Source organism: Legionella santicrucis (genome assembly GCF_001468135.1).
Taxonomy (GTDB): Bacteria; Pseudomonadota; Gammaproteobacteria; order Legionellales; family Legionellaceae; genus Legionella; species Legionella santicrucis.
The window spans coordinates 82,744-100,509 of record NZ_LNYU01000006.1; the positions used below are offsets into that span (position 1 = coordinate 82,744).

Below are 17,766 nucleotides of genomic sequence, written 5' to 3' on the forward strand. Positions count from 1 at the left end.
AATTAAGTCTTCCCCTTTATCTCTGCAAGTAAGCGCTTTGCTTCTTCTTTTTGTTCCTGAGTACCATGTTTAAGTACTTCATCCAACGAGTTTAAAGCGGATTCGCTATCTTCCATTCCAATATATGTTTTCGCAAGAGCTAAAAGTGTATCTAGTGCTTTTTCATTTTTTAAGGAAGAAAGATCCACATCATTCTGAGTAGTTTTCTCTGCATCAGAAGAAGTAAGAGTAAACTCCAAACCTTGTTCATTCTCGCTATCTACTTCTTTAGAATAGTTTGTATTAATAGGTTCTTTCGCAATTGTGTCATACAAGCCAGATTCAAATTCTAATAGATTTTCTTCGGCTAGTTCTTCTTTAGATATACTTTCATTTTCGTGGCTTGATTTAGTTAATGGATCCTCATCTAAATCTGATGTGACATCTAATTGTTCTTCACTCTCTTCTGGCTTAAGAGGAGGTTCAATCACTGTAGGAACACTTTCCTGAGAATCATCAATGCTCTTTAATTTCTCTACCTCTGTTAATGGATCCGAAAATCGAAGTTCAGGAGTTAATTCTATATTGGGTTTCGATTTTAGCTCACTCATTTTATCTTGTATAGCTGGCTCTTCCTTAGTGTTCATGAAGGATTCAATCGATGTATCAGCTTCTACAGGATGGGTTGGTTTTGGTATATTATTTTTTTTCTCTTCTCTATGTTTAAAATAATAAAATGCGATACTACCTGCGCCTGTTGCAATAAGTAACAAAATAATTAAAGACCCCAAATTAAAGAGCATACCGTTAAAAAAACCAGAACTGTTCTGTCCAGCTATCCGTTCTTGTATCAACATTTGAATTTGCTTATGTAACGATGCAATTTCTTTATCGCGTACATCCAACTGCTTTTGTAATTTTTTATTATGCGTTTGTAATAAGCTTAATTGTTCTGTTAATAAAGCATTAGATTCTCGTAAAGAGTCTACTGCCGCGGTTGTAATCGATATTTCTGCATTTAAAGTCTTGCTTTGTTCATAGCTTATTTGTTTTTGATTTTCCAATGACGGTAATAAGCTTACTGAAGTAGACTCAGGTTGAGTCTGATTCGATACAGGGAGAGTCGAATCTGAAAATTTTGGCACTGGAGGAATTTGCGAATACTCAATAGGGAGATTTATGTTGGATGTTTGTCCTATCATATAAGGTGGTGATAATACATGATTAATCGATATTTTTTCATTCCATGCTTTATCATGAGCCATTACTTCAACTGTCGCTAAATCAGCAGGAACCTTAACAAATTCTTGAGCAGATGGAATTTTCAGACGAACTCCAACCTTTAATCCGTTTAAATTGCCATCAGTAAATGCATCTGGATTAGCGCCAACAATTGCCAGAACCACTTGCGGTAAAATTGCATCAGAAGTTTTATATCTTTGTGCAATTTGCCATACATTTTCTTGAGCAACTGTAGGACCGTAGGTCTCATTCTTTTTGTTATGAATCTTCTTAGTTGATGAAACAACTGTATTTGGATGGTAATTAGAGAACCGCCGTTGATAGGTCAAACCACTTTGGGCAGTTGTACTGGCTAGTTTATAACCAGGAGGATCCAATAATACCGTATAGACTTTATAGATTTGTCCTTTAGACCAAGTTAAGTCAATAATAAGCTGCAAATAAGGTTCCGTCATTCGCTCTGTCGAGTAAATAACTATAACAAATTTCCCTTGCTTGTTTTTTTTAATTTCAAAAAAAAGTGAATCGGCTGCCCCCGGCCGTTCTACTCCAAGACTTTGATAACTTTGCGGATCAGCTAAACTAACGCGAACATTCGATAAAGAAATCTCATGTGCATCAATTAAACTCACTTCTGCCGCAAAAGGCTGTTCCAGGACAGACTTTACTTTCATTTCTCCTAAACCTAGTGCATGAACATAGGCTGGCAAAGTAAGCGCAAATAAAGCTGAAAATAAAACATTTTTTTTCACTCAGGAGCTCCACGCCCTTTGGAGTTGAACTAGATTAGGGCTTAATATAAAAAAAAGCTAACATTATTTATGAATTGATTCAAGTAATTAGCTTCTATTGAGACAGAAGATCGCTCATTACATTCAAGATGACGTTTTAGCCGGACTTATTCAGAATATTAATAATTTATTTTCTCACTCCAGTAAAACACTATTGCATTACATCAACTGCTAATTCATAATTGGCGCCTCGCTTTTCTCATAGGTAATTATGTCAGCATCTTTAATTGATGGAAAAGTTGTCGCTTCTCTACGTCGCAATGAATTAAAAAAACAAGTGCAAGATCACATAGGAAAAGGGCATCGCGCACCAGGCCTTGCAGTTGTTCTCATTGGCAATGATCCTGCTTCAACAGTTTATGTGGCCAATAAACGAAAAGCATGTGCTGAAGTAGGTATAATCTCTCATTCTTATGATTTATCTGAAGAAACAACACAAGATGCATTAATTAATCTGATTGATCAATTAAATTGTTCTGATCAAATTGATGGTATCCTCATACAATTACCTTTGCCCTCACATATTAATGAGAGAGCAATAATTGAACGCATCAAGCCAGAAAAAGATGTTGATGGTTTTCACCCCTATAATTTGGGTCGACTTGCACAACGTAATCCTTTATTACGCCCATGCACCCCACTCGGTATCATAAATTTGTTAAAGCACTATCAGCTTGAAGTGAAAAGAAAACATGCTCTTGTTATTGGAGCATCTAATATAGTCGGTCGCCCCATGAGCTTGGAATTACTCTTAGCAGGTGCAACTGTAACAATCGCTCACAAATTTACACAACAACTCGAAAAACTAGTTCGTATTGCTGATTTAGTAATTGTGGCAACGGGAAAAATGGATGTTATTGACACTGAATGGCTTAGTATGGAGCAAATAATCATCGACGTCGGCATACATCGATTAGCAGATGGTAGTATTAGAGGAGATGTTGATTTTTCACGTGCAGTAAATAAAGTTTCTTGGATAACCCCTGTTCCTGGCGGCGTTGGACCAATGACTATCGTGACATTACTTGAAAATACCCTAAAATCCGCTACAGGAATTTTAAACCACGCACCTAGCTGACTCCTATTCCTCTGTAGTCCGGATTAGGCAAAGCCATAATCCGGGAGAAGGCGTGGTACAACAAAACTCCCGAATTACGATTGCGCCTCATCCGGGCTATACGTACTATTTCAGTCTTAGGTACGCAGTAAAGTCATTTAATGCCAAATAAAGAATTACTTATCTAAAACATCCCAATCAAAATCACCACTTAACTCATCGAAATCGTCCTTGAATTCTTCTTTTAAACGCTTACGCTCAAGCTTTTCTTCAAGCATACGTCTAACGTTCTTCCGATGACTCATAGATTCAACATCATCATCGTAGTTATAATCAGAGAATGATTGGTCATCATAATCTTCGTGAAGTTCCATAACTTTCCCCTTTTATACTCTCTTAAAAAGAGTATAGTAGACAATTTAAAAAATGTTTTAGGAACCCTATGCTCAGTTATCAACACGGATATCATGCAGGAAACTTTGCTGATGTCATCAAACATTTAACCTTAACACGACTTCTGTGTTATTTAACTCTAAAAGATAAGCCATTATTTTATCTTGAAACTCATTCGGGAAAAGGTTTATATGACTTAAAAAACAAACAGGCTGAAAAAACAAAAGAATACCAACAGGGAATTCAACTACTTTGGTCTAATGAACAGTCTCTAAACCCTCTTTTCCAAGATTATCTCAACATTGTGAGTCAACTTAACCCTACAAATACATTAAGATATTATCCAGGCTCACCCTACTTAGCTATTAATATGCTACGCAGGCAAGATAGAATGTATTTTTGTGAGCTGCATCCAAGGGAGTTTGAAGTTCTTACTCAATTACCTCGTTTTAATAAAAAAGTGCACTTCAGTAAAAGTAATGGCTTAGCTGCATTGAAAGCACTGCTTCCACCACCAGAAAAACGAGGATTAATTTTTATTGATCCTTCTTTTGAAATAAAAGAAGAATATAAAGAAATTCCTATTGCCTTGAAACAAGCCTGTTCGCGTTTTTCTACAGGAGTTTATTGTCTTTGGTATCCTCTTGTAGATAAAAAATTAACCGATAGGTTAAACAGAGGTATGAAAGATATCAATATAAAAAATACCTTGCATATTGAATTTAATTTAACCGCAACTCCTATTAATGGGATGTACGGTTGTGGTTTCTGGATTATTAATCCGCCATTTACGTTAGCCGAAGAAATGAAATCCGTATTAACTGCTCTTAAGAACTCTCTTAATCCAGAGAGTTTTTTCTCTATTACTGAGGCCAATTGATGAAACTAATTCCTATTTCTGCTTTCTTTGATAATTATATTTGGGCAATTATTGATGAAAAATCAGAGGTCTTTGACTGTGTTGATCCTGGTGATGCAGAACCCGTATTACAATTTGCACACTCAAATCACCTCAAACTACGTACTATTTTATTAACTCATCATCACCACGATCATATTGGTGGTGTAGGTGAACTTATTAAAGCCTATCCTTCTTGCGCAGTTTATGGTCCTAAGGATCCACGAATTCCCTATGTAAACAATCCAATAGAGGAGCATCAAACCATTCAAGTAGGACTCTGTAGTTTCAATATTTTATTTAATCCGGGTCATACATCCACCCATATTAGCTATTATGAATCCCAACACCAATGGTTATTTTGTGGCGATACACTTTTTTCAGCAGGTTGCGGGCGAGTATTCGACGGCACATTAGAACAATTACATCAATCTTTACATCTTTTTCAAAAATTACCTACAACTACAAAAATATTCTGCGCTCATGAATATACACAACAAAATTTGCGCTTTGCGCAAACGGTGGAGCCTAATAATTTGTCTGTACAAAAACATTTGCAAAAAATACAAGATTCCCCATCCTCTTGCACGCTCCCCTCTACTTTAGAATTAGAACAATCCATTAACCCATTTTTACGCACTGATAAACCAGAAGTACAGCAGTACGCATTAAAACATGGAGCAAAATCGCTTAATTCAATAGAAATATTCCGAATATTACGAGAGGAAAAAAACTCATTCAAATAATAAGTAAAGCTCCTAAGGTTTTTATCCAAGAGCTAAAAAACTTTAGCGATAGTTACCTACTCATAAAGGATTAATTTAATCCCTTATGAGTTAATTGAATACAATCAGGGTTTAATCCCACAGTAAATTTTAGTAAACTGATGAGTCATTGTATTCATAGGTAAATTCTATTGAAATTTAACTTTTCCACAATAAAAGTTTTGTTATTCTACACCCTCATTTTTTGGGGCATTACTTGTGGAGCCATAGCGAACACAGCACCCAATGTATGGGAAGTATTACGATATGAATTTACTTTAAATCATGAAACTTCTCGAGTTGAAGTACAAGATCAGATCCAATGGTTTGTTGCGCACCCCGGTTTTATTAATAAAGTATGCCGTCAATCAGAGCCTTATATTTATCATATTATTAACGAAGTTAAGAAAAAAAAACTACCTGGTGAATTAGCGCTGTTACCTATGATTGAAAGCGCATTTGATCCCTTTGCCTATTCTGTAGCTGGTGCAGCTGGATTATGGCAATTAATGCCCCTTACCGGCAAAGATTTAGGGTTAACTCAAGATTGGTGGTTTGATGGTAGACGAAGTATTAACTCTTCCACTGATGCAGCACTTAATTACTTACTTTATCTCAATAATTTTTTCAATGGTAATTGGATATTAGCAATAGCCGCTTATGATGCGGGAGCAGGAACCATTGATCGCGCAATAAAAGCAATACCAAAATCAGGAAATACTATAAGCTTTTGGGAGTTATCTGTTCCTCGAGAAACCCAAATTTATGTTCCTCGTTTGCTTGCATTAGCAGAAATCATCAGCAATCCCAGTCGATATAAATTGGTGCTTCCAGAAATTGCTTATCTTCCTTATTTCGAGGAAGTGAATATAGGAAGTCCTATTGATTTAAATCATGCAGCAAAAATGGCAGGAATGAGTTATAAAGAGCTCATTAAACTAAACCCTGGATTTAATCGCTGGACCACAGCTCCTAATAAGCCTTTTAAATTGCTCATCCCCACCGAAAAAGTACAGCAATTTTATTTCAACCTTGCCAATCTTCCTGAACACAAACGTGTCAGCTGGGAAATGTATCAGGTTCAGCCGGGGGATAGCTTAGATAATATTGCAGTGAGATATCACACAACCGTAAATTTCATAAAGCAATTAAACCAGCTCACGACAAATGATTTAAAACCGAATCAGTCTATTCTAATTCCAAGTACTAAAAACACTCCTGTAGTTGTTAAAAAAGAGCCAGCAGTAACACTTCTTCCAATCAAACATCAAATGATCGCCTCAAGAGAGCATCGTATTATCCATATTGTACAAGAAAATGATAATTATAATACCTTAGTTAAAACCTATGGTATCAGCGTTCAACAAATACAAACATGGAATAAAATAACAAACAATCAGCCTTTATATAAAGGCCAACAATTAATTATCTTTAAAAAAATAAATCAACCTACTTATTATGTGGTGAAAAAAGGCGATAGTCTCAGTAATATTGCTCAAAAACATCAAACTCAAATTGAACGCCTTTTAGCGCTTAACCCAGGCCTTACAAGAAATACGTCTTTATATCTTGGACAAAAAATATTTATTGGTTAAAAATGGATCAAAAACTCAAACTTTTCTTAATAGCTCCTTAATATTAGTATGGTAATCTTCTTATAAATTGAAATGTGAACCAAAAAATTCGTTTATTTCTGCTTTCTTGCGAAATGAAAACTATAGAGCTTGACTTAATAAAATCTGTGTTTATCTTTAAGTAATAAGGATGATGAAAATAATTGGAATCTAGTAACGCATAGCGTTGCAACTGATTTCTTTAATAATAATTAAAAGCGTGAATGAGAGCACAAAAACTTGTGTTATACTCAAAGTAACATACTTTTTATATTAAGATAATATGAAATTACTCTTTGATTTTTTTCCTATAGTTTTATTTTTTATTGTATACAAATTTTTTGGTATCTATACCGCTACCGCCGTTGCGATGATTGCGTCTGTAAGTCAGGTAGCTTTTTATAGATTAAAATTTCAGCATTATGAAAAAATGCATTTAATCAGTTTGGCCATAATTATGATCCTAGGAGGAGCAACTCTCTTTTTCCATAATCCTTGGTTCATTAAATTGAAACCAACAGGCATTTATTGGCTCTCCGCCTTAGTCTTTTTTGGTTCAGGGTACATAGGTGGTAAGCCTTTGATTCAAAAAATGATGGATACTAACGTGACACTGCCTAAAAGAATATGGCAACGGTTAAATACAGCTTGGGCATTATTTTTTCTTTTAATGGGCGCTGTCAATATTTATGTAGCGTATAACTTTAACACGGATGCCTGGGTTAACTTTAAATTGTTTGGTGGAGTTGGTCTGACCCTACTTTTTGTATTAATTCAAGCTTTTTATCTTACAAAGCACATGGATGGAACTGAACTTGAAAAACAATAGGAGCAAGAATGAGACTATTGCTGGTTGAAGATGATGAACTACTTGGCGACGCTGTAAAAACTGGTTTAACCCAGTTTGGTTACATTGTTGATTGGCTTAAAGATGGCGAAGCTGCTCGCGCCGCTTTAAAATCTGAATCCTTTGAACTCATTATTCTTGATTTGGGGTTACCTAAACTCTCTGGACTTGCTTTACTGCAAAGTATTCGTAATGATGGAAATCCTACTCCTGTTCTTATTTTAACAGCCCGAGAGTCCGTAGAGGATCGTGTCAAAGGCTTAGACAGTGGTGCTGACGACTATCTAGTGAAACCTTTTGACTTAAATGAACTAAGCGCCAGAATTAGAGCTCTGGTGAGGCGCTCCCAAGGTCGTGCTGATGCTGTTTTGCAATATCGAAATATTACTCTAGATCCAGCCGCACACTCTGTGTTTGTTGATGATGTATTAGTCAATGTCCCGCGCAGAGAATTCGCCCTATTACAAAAGCTTCTGGAAAACAGTGGTCAAGTCTTATCTCGCGAACAATTGATGCAAAGTATTTATGGTTGGGAAGAAGATGTAGACAGTAATGCATTAGAAGTTCATATTCATAATTTACGTAAAAAACTTAATGCTAATTTTATTCGAACAATAAGAGGTGTTGGATATATGGCAGAAAAAAATGATGGTATTATTGTATCGTGAAATCGTCTATACGTAAGTTTCTCCTTATAAATCTTTTATTGGCCATTACAATAACGACCACTTTAACTGCTATAGGAAACTATTATCTTGATCAAAAAGATATTCAGGATCATCTAGATACCTTAATGGCAGTTTCTGCATTATCTTATCAAGCTCTGCTTGGTGATGATCTCCATCAACGCCCTCTTGCCAAAATTCAAGATGCACTTGAAACAATTCCACAAAAAATTGATACCTTCTATAAAAAACGATTTTTAAATGATGAGCCCCCCGAAAACTATCTAGACAAATTTAATTTTCAGGTTTGGACTAATGGGGGAAAATTATTACTTCATTCATCAACAGCCCCAAAAATTCCATTAGCTTCAGAAATTGATGGTTTTAGTGACAAAAAAATATCCAATCAAGATTGGCGTGTGTTCACTACTTATAATGATAAGGCTGGTATACGTACAGTACTTGCAGAGCGTTATGATACCCGGAATGAACTAGGGCATAGAATTGCTCAAGACGATCTTTATATTATGCTTTTGACTTTCCCATTATCTGGCCTATTGATTTGGATAATTATTGGTCGAGGTTTAGATAGTCTAGATAAAGTAGCTGAAGAAGTAGCAAACCGAGCGCCTACTCATCTTGAGCCCGTTGATCTTCACGAAGTACCTGAAGAAATTAAACCCGTCATTGATGAATTGAATAAATTATTTTTTAGACTTAAAGAAGGGTTCGAGCGAGAAAAACGTTTTGCAGCTGATGCAGCACATGAATTACGTACCCCTCTTGCAGCACTTAAAACACAAGCGCAAGTTGCTTTGCACTCCAATGATATAGAAGAAAAAAATCAAGCATTACAAAAACTTATTGCCAGTGTTAATCGAAGTACCCATATAGTACAGCAGCTTCTAACCATGAGTAGGCTTGTTCCTGAAGCGACTCACATGGATGAGAAAGATGAGGTAAATTTAAGCAGATTATCACGAGAAATACTTGCGATGCTTGCACCAGCAGCAGTGGAAAAGCAAATTGATCTCGAGTTCGAAAGTAATACTGAAAATCTAATTGTTTATGGGAATTCAACCGCCTTAGGCATATTGATTCGTAATCTTGTAGACAACTCCATCCGTTACTGCAATGAGCACGGACGCATTTTAGTGCGTCTCTCCAAGCTTCAAAATGAAGTAATGCTCGAAGTAAGTGATAATGGCCCCGGGATTCCGTCTGAATTACAATCCCGTGTCTTTGAACGCTTTTTCCGTGTCTTGGGAAATAAAAGTCCAGGAAGTGGTCTTGGTTTGGCAATTGTTCAACAAATTGCTGAACTGCACGGCGGTAGATTACTTTTAGACACTCCTAAAGAAGGAACAGGACTTATTGTACGGTTCTTTTTACCCATCCAGGAAAACAGTCAATTATAAAAATATCCATTCGTGCTGATAAAAAATCATTGTTTCATCTCTATGTTTGTTCATTAACATCTCATAAAACTCGTATTTTCTGAATCATTCCTGTTCTTAATCTATGCCCTTAATTGATTGTTAACAATAACATATTTGTCTTTCTCATATGATATATAAGAACAATCAATTGGATTGATTATACTCTTAATGGTTAAAATTCACTCATTGAAATAACGATTAAATTAAAGCCTTTGCAATAAGTTTCATTGGGTTAAAGCAAGACCGCATAAAATAGAAATTTGTGTGCCAAAACCTCATGATGAAGTAATTTTTCAATACAGTCGAGGTTCTATTTTTAATCCTAAAATACGTGAGGCACAATGATTAAACTAACTTCTTTTTTATTCACTCTGGTAATAGCAACTCATTCTCCAACTCCCAACACGAACACGAATATAGAACAAAAGGTAAATATTCCCACTGAGCAGGTAGTATTAGAAAAATTAAGTCAATCAGCCCCGAAGTTAAATAAAATGGTTATTAAGCTTGCTTTAAGAGCCTATAAAAGAGCCTTTATTCAAGGTAAAGTTAAAAATCCCATGCTAACCATTATCGACTTTTCTGTTCCATCCAACCAACGTCGTATGTGGATTTTTGATATGCAAACATACACCTTAGTACTTAAAACTTATGTTGCTCATGGCCGAAATTCAGGCAAAGGCGCCGTGCCCTATAAATTTTCTAACGATATGTGGAGCAAAGAATCCAGTCTTGGAACCTATATTACTGAAGGTACTTACGTAGGACATAAAGGTTATTCTTTAAATCTCAAGGGATTAGAGAAAAATTTAAACTCTAATGCTCACGATCGCCGGGTTGTAGTGCATGGAGCTTGGTATGTTGAACCTTCCTTTATCAAAAAAGCCGGTCGTGCTGGCTGTTCATGGGGCTGTCCTGCGATTGCTGCAAGTTTAGCAAAACTTATTATCAATACTATTAAAAACGGCTCTGTAATATTTGCTTACTACCCAGATAGCTACTTTCTAAGTCACTCCAAATATGCTCTTTTAGAATGAAGCATGAGAAAACTATATTGAGAACTATGTGGTGTCTTAAAAATCAAAACAAAGTTTCAATCAGATGATTTTTTATTTCACTCAGGCTCCTTATTATCGAGTCGCTAACACTTGTAAAGCATCTCGAATTAACTGTTCGCAACCTTTTAAACCATCATTAACCTTGTTCACTGCTTTTAAAGCCTCTTGAGGCTTATACCCTAACGCTTCTAAAGCACTCACGGCTTCATCCTGACCACTCATCCTGTAATCTGATTTTAAAGACTCAGAAGCAGGCACAGAAAACTGTTTTAAGCTATCGCGCATTTCCACTACTAATCGTTCCGCTGTTTTCTTACCTATACCTGGTAATTTCATTAAAAAAATAGCATTTTCCTGTTGAATACATTGAATGAACTCATTAGGAGTGATGCTAGATAGAATGGACATGGCAAGTTTTGGACCTACTCCATTTACTTTAATTAATGCTCTAAATAATTCTCTTTCCTGACGATCTAAAAAACCATATAAAAGTAAAGCATCTTCTCTAACAATAGTATGTATATGCAAGCCCACTGAACCATTTAGAGCATCTAATTTGAAAAAAGTATTTAATGAGGTTTCCACATCATATCCAACTCCATGGACATTGAGAACTAACTTTCCTGGCTGATGTTTATCAACAATGTGCCCATCCAACCAACCTATCATCTTTTTCTTCTCCTTAATCCTCGCCTACCGATCACAGTTGATAAATGATGGCGCATATGGCTATGACAAATTGCTATGGCTAATGCATCCGCAGCATCTTTTTGGGGGGCTTTATTGAGCGCAAGCAAACTTACTACCATATGACTTACCTGGTTTTTTTCTGCTGCCCCATAACCTACTACGTTTTGTTTGATCTCTCGCGCAGAATACTCACTAACTTTAACACGGTGTGACGCTGCAGCAACCATGGCAACACCCCGTGCATGCCCTAGCTTTAAAGCAGAGCTAGGATTTTCATGCATAAATACTTGCTCAATAGCAACTTCTTCAGGCGAATAATGATCCATTAATTGACAAATTCCATCATAAATTTGCAACAATTTTTGACTCAACTCACCATCTGGCGTAGTTCGAATACACCCACTATCAATGTATTCAATTTTACGGTCTGATTCTTTTATTAAACCATAACCTGTAATCCTTGAACCAGGATCTATCCCTAAAATAATAGTCATTAGTTCATTGATTCTAATAATGTTTCTGAAAATTCGGCATTACTGTATACTTCTTGTACATCATCCAAGTCTTCGAGCATATCTATTAATTTCAGTAAACTTTGTGCTGACTCATCATCAATAGGTACTAGGGTTTGCGCACGCATGGTTAAATGAGATTGTTCAATCTTCAACCCTGCATCTGTTAAAGCATTTAATACACTATGATACGCCTCTACAGGTGTAATTACCTCAATCTGCTCCTCTTCAACCGAAACATCATTTGCTCCAGCATCAATAGCAATTTCCATTACTTGCTCTTCAGACTGACCTGGCTCCATAAGGATTTCGCCTTGATTTGTAAAAAGATAAGACACTGAGCCATCTGTACCTAAGTTACCTCCATGCTTTGTGAATGCATGACGCACATCAGATACAGTTCTATTTTTATTGTCAGACAAACAATCTACAAGAACAGCAATACCACCAGGACCATAGCCTTCATAACGCATAGCAACCATTGTCTCACCATCAAGCCCCCCAACGCCACGTTTAATCGCGTTATCAATGGTATCACGCTTCATATTCGCACTAAGTGCTTTTTTTACAGCATCTCTTAATCTCGGATTTGATGATTCATCTCCCCCGCTAAGACGAGCCGCAACGGTAATTTCTCGAATTAATTTAGTGAATATTTTTCCTCGTTTAGCATCTTGCACTCCTTTGCGAAATTTAATATTCGCCCATTTACTATGACCAGCCATATAATACCTCAAAACCTGATTTCAACTTGTCTAAATTATACATATTCTTTTGTTAAAAAGAATAACCGAAGCTGTTTTGGTCTCGACATTTTAAGCTTTTTTAGACTATAGTAGCCACCAGTTATTTTATTTTTTAAGTAATTGTGGTCTAAAGGAAGAAAAGTCATACTTGGAAAACGTTCCTAAGTAACTGTCCTATCACCATCAATGAGCCATAAACTCAAAAGGAGATCAACAGTGTATTTGCAAGGATTTGGTAATTATCATCAAACTGAAGCAGTTCCAGGGGCCTTACCCATTAGTCAAAACTCACCGCAACACTGTAATTTAGGTCTTTATGCTGAGCAGCTAAGTGGTACAGCGTTTACTCGTCCAAGACATAATAATTTACGCAGCTGGCTTTATCGTATATTGCCCTCTGTAGTACAAGGAACATATCATCCTTATGAAGTAGAACTCTTTAAACCTTATCATGCAGAGCAATCTCCTAATCCATTGCGCTGGTCTCCCCTTAATTTATTCAAAGAAGAAAACTTTGACTTTGTTGATAGCCTGTTCCATCTAGCTGGAACACCCCTAGTCAATGCATACCTCTATCAGTGCACTCGCTCTATGCATGATAAATACTTTGCTAATAACGATGGAGAAATGCTCTTTGTTCCCTACATGGGTGAAGTAAATCTACACACCGAATTTGGTAAATTAAATGTATGTCCAGGGATGATTGCCGTTATTCCTCGTGGTGTTAAATTCAAAATGGAGCTTCTTAGTTCAGAAGCAAAAGGTTATCTTTGTGAGAATAGCGGAAGTCCACTCACTTTACCTCAACTCGGAGTCATTGGTGCGAACGGCTTGGCTCACCCTAGACATTTTCAGTATCCAGTCGCTGCGTTTGAACAAAATAAAACTAACGTTACTCTTATTTGCAAATATCAAAATAAGTTATGGACGGCAAAATGCAACCATTCCCCACTTAATGTAGTTGCTTGGCATGGTAATTATGCTCCTTATTGTTATGATTTAAGCTTGTTTAATACAATTAATACAGTAAGCTTCGATCATCCTGATCCTAGTATTTTTACAGTATTATCTTCAGAAAGCGACACGCCAGGTGTAGCCAATTTGGATTTTGTTATTTTTCCTCCTCGATGGATGGTCGCTGAACATACGTTTAGACCTCCTTATTATCACCGTAATTACATGAATGAATTAATGGGTCTTGTGCATGGCGAATATGATGCCAAAAAAGAAGGCTTCTCACCGGGCGGCGTCAGCATTCATAATTGCATGACACCCCACGGCCCCGATCACACAAGCTATGAAAAAGCCATAGCACAAAGGCTAGAACCTGAAGCCTATTTGAATACACTAGCCTTTATGTTTGAAACAAGAGATATATGGCAAGTTACTGAACAAGCAATGCGTATCCCTGAACGACAGAAAGATTATGCCGATTGCTGGCAAGGAATTAAATCAGAATTTAGTATTGATTAAAAGATCATTATTTTTTAAATACAAATCGAATTTGCTGTGCTTCATCCAGGCAACTTTAGATGTAGCTTGGATGAAGCACAGCGTAATCCGGGACCATGAACACAACAAATTCCCTAACTTATCGCTTAGCCAAATGCCTTAAATCCTTTATTTAACTCACAAGCCACTTGAAAAGTATCTATTTTCTGGTAATTAGTAGCATTCATTATCGTATTCTTTATAGCGACTTTGCCGTCGGAATTAATATTATATTTAATATATTCAAATGTGGGATTGCCGTTTGCTGTAGGATTATCCAAAGTAAAGTGTCTGTCTGAGGCAGTAATCCGATTATTATTAATCACCATAAACGCATTAGGTTTCACTGAGCCTATAATTGGACTCGCAGGAAATTTATCAGAAGTACATTCCTGAAGGTCCATGACCAAAGTAATTTCCTTTCCTTGGGCAACTGCATCAGCTATATCAGTAAATGTTATTAATTGCTCCGCATAGGTTATTGATGAGAATAAAGCTAAAGCGGATAAAGTGATTTTTTGCATTACAGCAACTCCTGTTCAACTGTGTTTTTAGATAAAAAAAACAGCCTGAGTAGACAATCAAACTGCTTGCTTTGCTCACTCAGGCTACCAACTTTTCTTAAAATTTTTGAGATAAAATTAAAACAAATCCTCTTGCGTTAAGCCCATTTTTTCCAAAAGACTTCTTAACGTTTTTAATGCTTCAACTTGGATTTGACGAACACGTTCACGAGTTAAGTCAATTTCCTTGCCTACATCTTCTAAGGTTGCTTTTTCAAAGCCTCTTAGGCCAAATCTTCTTGCAATAACTTGCTGCTGATTTTCAGTAAGCTTATCCAATAAAGACTCTATATGTAAACGTAGGTTTTCATTAGTCAATAGTTCTGCAGGATTAACACTGTTTTCATCGGGAATAGTATCGAGCAACGATTTGTTTTCATCAAAGCCTATAGGTGTATCCACAGAAGTTACTTTATCATTTAATCCCAAAAGCTTTTGCACATCCTCCAAAGGCTTATCAACCATCTCAGCAATTTCTTCGGGTGAAGGCTCATGATCAAGCTTTTGTGTCAGCTGTCTGGCAGCTCTTAAATATACATTTAGCTCTTTAACCACATGAATAGGCAAACGAATCGTTCGTGTTTGATTCATTATAGCCCGCTCAATTGTTTGTCGAATCCACCAAGTGGCATATGTAGAAAACCGAAATCCTCGCTTAGGATCAAATTTTTCTACTGATTTCATCAACCCTAAGTTTCCCTCTTCAATTAAATCAAGTAAAGGTAAACCCCGATTCAGGTAGCGCCGTGAAATTTTAACCACTAAACGCAAATTAGACTCAATCATCTTTTTACGAGCCGCAACATCTCCTTTTAAAGCAAGTGTTGCATAATGTACCTCTTCCTCAGCGCTTAGCAAAGGCGAAAATCCAATTTCACTCAAGTACAATTGCGTTGCATCCATCATTTTAAGTGCGTTCTTACCGCGAAATGATGGAAAAGCATGATCATCGGAAAAATCAGGAAGCTCAAAATCTCCGTCCTCGGATTTCTCCACAAACGAATCAAGATCATCCTCTTCAACTAACAGTGACTCATCGTCTGGCTCAGACCACTCTTCATCTTTAAGTTCCGGCTCTTTAATTGGCTCATCGTCTTCACGCATTATTTTCACCTATAGTATTTAGCCATATTTCAAAATTGTTTATTTTGAGTTCAATATAAAACAGTTCGATATAAAATCTTAACTTACATCAAACTCACGTTAACTACATTATACTTCATCACAGAGATGTATTGTTGCTATAACTACAAGTAATCTGTCAACCTTTTTGTAGATAATTCAATGGATTGACAGGAACACCTGACTTTCTAATTTCAAAATGAACGCCTATATATTTATGGTCAATAACACCTGCTTCCGCAATAACCTGACCCGCCCTCACATGCTGTCCCTCTGCAACCATAACTCTTGCATTATGACCATAAGCAGTTAAATATCCATAATTATGTTTAATAATAATTAAGTTACCATAACCTGCCAGACCACTTCCAGCATAAGCGACTACACCACTTGCTGCCGCAAGTACTTTTTCACTTTTTTTACATGCAATGTTTATGCCTTTTTTGCCTTGATCTGGAATAAATGTAGTAACTACGCGCCCACTCACCGGCCATAACCAACCTGAAGCAGAACGAGCATATCGATTCGCAGGTGAATGGATTATGACTGGTCTTGGCTTAGGAGGAACAGAATACGGCTTATATGTCTTAAAATTGCGCGAAACTTGTTTACGACGCGGAATATTTCGTAAATTTATGACTTGCCCAATTCTTAAAGAATAAGGTGGATTAATATGATTTAAGCGCGCCAAGGTCTTATAATCAGTATCATACCGAAATGCAATTGAATAAAGTGTCTCACCACGTTTCACAACATGTACTTTTTGAGAGTACCAGCGTAACTCACTAACCGGAGCCCAATTTTTTCCACAACCAACCAAAATTAGTGGGAAAAAAAGGCATAAGAACTTTTTGAAAAATGAACTTATCATCGATTACCTCAACTAAAACCTAAATAATTCTGTTGCGCCTTACAAAGATTTCTACTCTCTCTGAAATCGTTATAGCTTCAAGCACAACTGCATTGTTCAGATTAAAATTAACGTGAGCTCAACATAAAAGCATAGAAATACTTTTTATCTCGCTAAACGAACGTTATCCCGTACAATGCGCAGCATTTATACGAGATCTAATTCTAAATAAAAAGAGTTTGATATAAAAAATGACTTTTTTTATATCAAACTAACGTTAAACTATTCTTCTTGAACATGGATACCATTAAGCCAATGGGCTAACTGATCAAACATTTTATAATTTGTCATATCTAAATGAAGAGGCGTTACCGAAACATACCCTTCATTAATAGCATAAAAATCAGTTCCAGGACCTGCATCAGCCTCTGCCCCCGGTAAACCAATCCAGTAAATAGGTCGTCCTCTAGGATCAGTGTCCTTGACAACAGGCTCTGCACCATGACGTGTTCCTAATCGAGTGACTTGCAAACCTTTTATTTTATCTAAAGGTAAATTAGGAATATTCACATTTAAAATAGTCTGCGAGGGCAGCCTATGTATGCTAAGTTGCATCACTAATTGTTTCGCAATAATTGCTGCTGTTTCATAATATTGAATATCATGACCAACCATTGAAATCGCAAGCGCAGGCAAACCCAAATAACGACCTTCCATGGCAGCCGCGACTGTACCTGAATAAAGGATATCATCGCCTAAATTTCCACCTTCGTTAATCCCAGAGACAACCATATCAATTTCGGAGTTTAAAAATCCAGTTACTGCTAAATGCACACAGTCAGTTGGAGTGCCTTCGACACTGTAATACCCATTTTCCAATTTTTTAACTTTGATTGGTTGAGATAATGTTAAAGAATTACTTGCCCCACTTCTATTTCTATCCGGAGCAACTACTTCAATATCTACAAAAGTTGAAAGTTCTTTAGCTAAGATATTAATCCCAGGCGCAAAAACTCCATCATCATTACTGATCAATACTCTCATGA

The 17,766-nt window shown here is 36.6% G+C and carries 18 protein-coding genes; 9 read left to right on the top strand and 9 right to left on the bottom strand.

Going from position 1 to position 17,766, the window contains the following annotated elements; genetic code table 11:
- Positions 1–2: 2 nt before the first annotated feature.
- On the bottom strand, positions 3–1,973 hold the full coding sequence (locus Lsan_RS01540) for a motility hub landmark protein FimV (protein ID WP_058512780.1): 1,971 nt from the start codon (positions 1,971–1,973) through the stop codon (positions 3–5).
- 250 nt (positions 1,974–2,223) lie between these two features.
- On the opposite strand from Lsan_RS01540, the gene folD reads away from it, so the two are divergent.
- Positions 2,224–3,090 carry a bifunctional methylenetetrahydrofolate dehydrogenase/methenyltetrahydrofolate cyclohydrolase FolD gene (gene folD / locus Lsan_RS01545; protein WP_058512781.1) on the top strand — a complete coding sequence of 289 codons (867 nt, stop codon included), beginning with the start codon at positions 2,224–2,226 and terminating at the stop codon, positions 3,088–3,090.
- Between the two features lie 155 nt (positions 3,091–3,245).
- Here the strand turns inward: folD and Lsan_RS01550 are convergent, their stop codons facing one another.
- On the bottom strand, positions 3,246–3,443 hold the full coding sequence (locus tag Lsan_RS01550) for a PA3496 family putative envelope integrity protein (protein WP_058512782.1): 198 nt from the start codon (positions 3,441–3,443) through the stop codon (positions 3,246–3,248).
- Between the two features lie 68 nt (positions 3,444–3,511).
- On the opposite strand from Lsan_RS01550, the gene Lsan_RS01555 reads away from it, so the two are divergent.
- The 7 genes from Lsan_RS01555 (at position 3,512) to Lsan_RS01585 (ending at position 10,725) form a co-directional block, all read left to right on the top strand.
- Positions 3,512–4,342, top strand: coding sequence for a 23S rRNA (adenine(2030)-N(6))-methyltransferase RlmJ (locus tag Lsan_RS01555; protein ID WP_058512783.1), 831 nt, complete (start codon positions 3,512–3,514; stop codon positions 4,340–4,342).
- On the top strand, positions 4,342–5,106 hold the full coding sequence (gloB, locus tag Lsan_RS01560) for a hydroxyacylglutathione hydrolase (protein ID WP_058512784.1): 765 nt from the start codon (positions 4,342–4,344) through the stop codon (positions 5,104–5,106). The genes Lsan_RS01555 and gloB overlap by 1 nt, the downstream gene beginning before the upstream one ends.
- Positions 5,107–5,276: 170 nt before the next feature.
- Complete coding sequence (locus Lsan_RS01565; RefSeq protein WP_058512785.1) at positions 5,277–6,719, top strand: lytic transglycosylase; 1,443 nt, start codon at positions 5,277–5,279, stop codon at positions 6,717–6,719.
- A 301-nt stretch (positions 6,720–7,020) separates the two neighbouring features.
- On the top strand, positions 7,021–7,566 hold the full coding sequence (locus tag Lsan_RS01570) for a septation protein A (RefSeq protein WP_058512786.1): 546 nt from the start codon (positions 7,021–7,023) through the stop codon (positions 7,564–7,566).
- 8 nt (positions 7,567–7,574) lie between these two features.
- Entirely contained in the window at positions 7,575–8,252 is a 678-nt protein-coding gene (locus Lsan_RS01575) for a response regulator (RefSeq protein ID WP_058512787.1), read from the top strand.
- Positions 8,249–9,667 (top strand): ATP-binding protein, encoded by a 1,419-nt coding sequence (locus Lsan_RS01580; RefSeq protein ID WP_058512788.1) that lies wholly within the window; start codon positions 8,249–8,251, stop codon positions 9,665–9,667. The genes Lsan_RS01575 and Lsan_RS01580 overlap by 4 nt, the downstream gene beginning before the upstream one ends.
- Positions 9,668–10,029: 362 nt before the next feature.
- Positions 10,030–10,725, top strand: coding sequence for a murein L,D-transpeptidase catalytic domain family protein (locus Lsan_RS01585; RefSeq protein ID WP_058512789.1), 696 nt, complete (start codon positions 10,030–10,032; stop codon positions 10,723–10,725).
- Positions 10,726–10,818: 93 nt separating this feature from the next.
- On the opposite strand, the gene ruvA is transcribed toward Lsan_RS01585, so the two are convergent.
- Genes ruvA through Lsan_RS01600 form a run of 3 tightly spaced genes read right to left on the bottom strand, consistent with a single transcriptional unit; the run spans position 10,819 to position 12,673 of the window.
- Positions 10,819–11,415 carry a Holliday junction branch migration protein RuvA gene (gene ruvA / locus Lsan_RS01590; RefSeq protein WP_058512790.1) on the bottom strand — a complete coding sequence of 199 codons (597 nt, stop codon included), beginning with the start codon at positions 11,413–11,415 and terminating at the stop codon, positions 10,819–10,821.
- Positions 11,412–11,930 (bottom strand): crossover junction endodeoxyribonuclease RuvC, encoded by a 519-nt coding sequence (gene ruvC, locus Lsan_RS01595; protein WP_058512791.1) that lies wholly within the window; start codon positions 11,928–11,930, stop codon positions 11,412–11,414. Before ruvC ends, ruvA begins: the two co-directional genes overlap by 4 nt.
- The gene (locus Lsan_RS01600) at positions 11,930–12,673 is read right to left on the bottom strand and encodes a YebC/PmpR family DNA-binding transcriptional regulator (protein WP_058512792.1); all 744 of its coding nucleotides are present in this window, start codon (positions 12,671–12,673) and stop codon (positions 11,930–11,932) included. The genes ruvC and Lsan_RS01600 overlap by 1 nt, the downstream gene beginning before the upstream one ends.
- A 237-nt stretch (positions 12,674–12,910) precedes the next feature.
- Here Lsan_RS01600 and hmgA point away from each other — a divergent pair, with 237 nt between their 5' ends.
- The gene (hmgA, locus tag Lsan_RS01605) at positions 12,911–14,167 is read left to right on the top strand and encodes a homogentisate 1,2-dioxygenase (RefSeq protein WP_058512793.1); all 1,257 of its coding nucleotides are present in this window, start codon (positions 12,911–12,913) and stop codon (positions 14,165–14,167) included.
- Positions 14,168–14,292: 125 nt separating this feature from the next.
- Here hmgA and Lsan_RS01610 read toward each other — a convergent pair whose 3' ends face one another.
- From Lsan_RS01610 to surE, 4 genes are all read right to left on the bottom strand, one after another.
- Positions 14,293–14,709 (bottom strand): VirK family protein, encoded by a 417-nt coding sequence (locus tag Lsan_RS01610; RefSeq protein ID WP_058512794.1) that lies wholly within the window; start codon positions 14,707–14,709, stop codon positions 14,293–14,295.
- A 117-nt stretch (positions 14,710–14,826) separates the two neighbouring features.
- Entirely contained in the window at positions 14,827–15,852 is a 1,026-nt protein-coding gene (gene rpoS, locus Lsan_RS01615) for an RNA polymerase sigma factor RpoS (protein WP_058512795.1), read from the bottom strand.
- 157 nt (positions 15,853–16,009) lie between these two features.
- Positions 16,010–16,741, bottom strand: coding sequence for a peptidoglycan DD-metalloendopeptidase family protein (locus Lsan_RS01620; protein WP_058512796.1), 732 nt, complete (start codon positions 16,739–16,741; stop codon positions 16,010–16,012).
- A gap of 261 nt (positions 16,742–17,002) precedes the next feature.
- Positions 17,003–17,764, bottom strand: a complete 762-nt coding sequence (surE, locus tag Lsan_RS01625; RefSeq protein ID WP_058512797.1) for a 5'/3'-nucleotidase SurE — start codon at positions 17,762–17,764, stop codon at positions 17,003–17,005.
- Between the last annotated feature and the right edge of the window lie 2 nt (positions 17,765–17,766).